The 1,393-nt window shown below is 39.7% G+C and carries 2 protein-coding genes; both read right to left on the bottom strand.

The genetic code is table 11. The annotated features are described in order from the left end of the window. Positions 1–135: 135 nt before the first annotated feature. Positions 136–489: a hypothetical protein gene (locus KNQ15_RS16540; RefSeq protein WP_029341540.1), complete on the bottom strand. Its 354-nt coding sequence runs from the start codon at positions 487–489 to the stop codon at positions 136–138. 165 nt (positions 490–654) lie between these two features. Next, the gene (locus tag KNQ15_RS16535; protein WP_214730120.1) at positions 655–1,113 is read right to left on the bottom strand and encodes a GNAT family N-acetyltransferase; all 459 of its coding nucleotides are present in this window, start codon (positions 1,111–1,113) and stop codon (positions 655–657) included. Positions 1,114–1,393: the final 280 nt, after the last annotated feature.

Raw genomic sequence — 1,393 nt, 5'->3', positions numbered from 1 at the left:
TAAACGGCTTGGCTCCGTTAGAATACAGAGCGCAAGCCGTTTAAGTGATTTTTATTATTTATCCTGTCTACTTGACGGGGAGCAGTTCACATCGAAATGGACGCAACCTTTTTGACGTCATGCGTTTGTTTTAACTTACATCATACTGAGTAAAAGCTGAGGGTGCTGTTCATGTAACGAATCGTCTTGGATATAACGATGAAAGGACAATGACGAATCGTTCATATGGAAAAGCGTCAGCTGTCGACTCTCGAAGTCCACTTCTTCTATGTAGACAAGTTCTTTGCTACTACCAGAATCACTGGTTTGACGCATGGATAAAGGAGTTCGTTCCCGTAAAGCAATGAATAATATGACTTCCATTTTGTAAGTCATAGGAACAGAAGCATCATGGTAAAGATGAATGGATGAATCGATGGAAAGGCAAATCGGCCGGTTCATGGTGTGTAACGGTGCAGGATGAGTCATTTCTTTTTGAAGGTGCTGCATGGTGGACCTCCTTGTAATAAGAACGTATGTTCATATTATGTGGTGTAGATCCATTTTTTGCAATCTTATTTAACGGCAAAGACTTATGAATGTGTTGTCCATCATCGTTCAAGTTGCATTGTCAGAGATAGTACCACGCTTTTCATAAAAAGGATGCTGATATTCTCATAGATCTTGGGATAATCGAATCATATCGGTACACCGGATTCCATTTTCGATGATTTCCTCTTCATAGTGTCTCAAGAAAAAGTTCATGTCGATTCCGACGATCCGGAATCCACATTTTTGGTAAAGTGCTAACTGTCCAATGCTTGAATTGCCTGTTCCGATCTCTATGGTGGTGTATCCCATTGTTTTAGCTGTGTTAATCGCATGTCGTAAAAGATCCTTCCCGACACCTTTTCCTTGGTACAACACGTCCACTGCGATATTTACGATTTCGATTGTTTGCGGTCTTGTCGGGAGAAGTACATATACACCGATCCATTGTTCATTGTTTTCAGCAGCGAAACAATGACCTCTTTTTACATAGTTTTCGACTAACTTCAGAGACGGGTCCGCCGCTAGCAAGAGCTCCATCGGAGGAGTCTCATGGATGGACAATTGATGAATATCTACATTCATAACTGTATACTCCTTACGTTTTAAGATTAATTAGCGAACCACTATTTTTATTTCCTTTAAACGTACTATCATTTAATAAAAACCAGCATCTGATAAATAATCAGGTGGGCTAACCTAAAATTTTGAGACAATATAAAACACCTTCGGAGTGGTACACTTTTAAAAAGTACTAACATCGGAGGTGTTTTTGTATGGGCAAAAACGTATATTCAAGTGAAGTGAAATGGGCAGTAGTCAAAGATAAGCTGAGTGGTAAGTTAACGACGAGAGAAATCATGGA

The organism is Exiguobacterium sp. s168, assembly GCF_018619035.1.
GTDB lineage: Bacteria > Bacillota > Bacilli > Exiguobacteriales > Exiguobacteriaceae > Exiguobacterium_A > Exiguobacterium_A acetylicum.
Note: the sequence above shows the minus strand (reverse complement) of the source record. Positions and strands in the feature narration are given on the sequence as shown.

Coding starts and splice junctions, on each gene's coding strand:
- KNQ15_RS16535 (WP_214730120.1), bottom strand. CDS start 1,113: ATGAATGTAGATATTCATCAATTGTCCATCCATGAGACTCCTCCGATG.
- KNQ15_RS16540 (WP_029341540.1), bottom strand. CDS start 489: ATGCAGCACCTTCAAAAAGAAATGACTCATCCTGCACCGTTACACACC.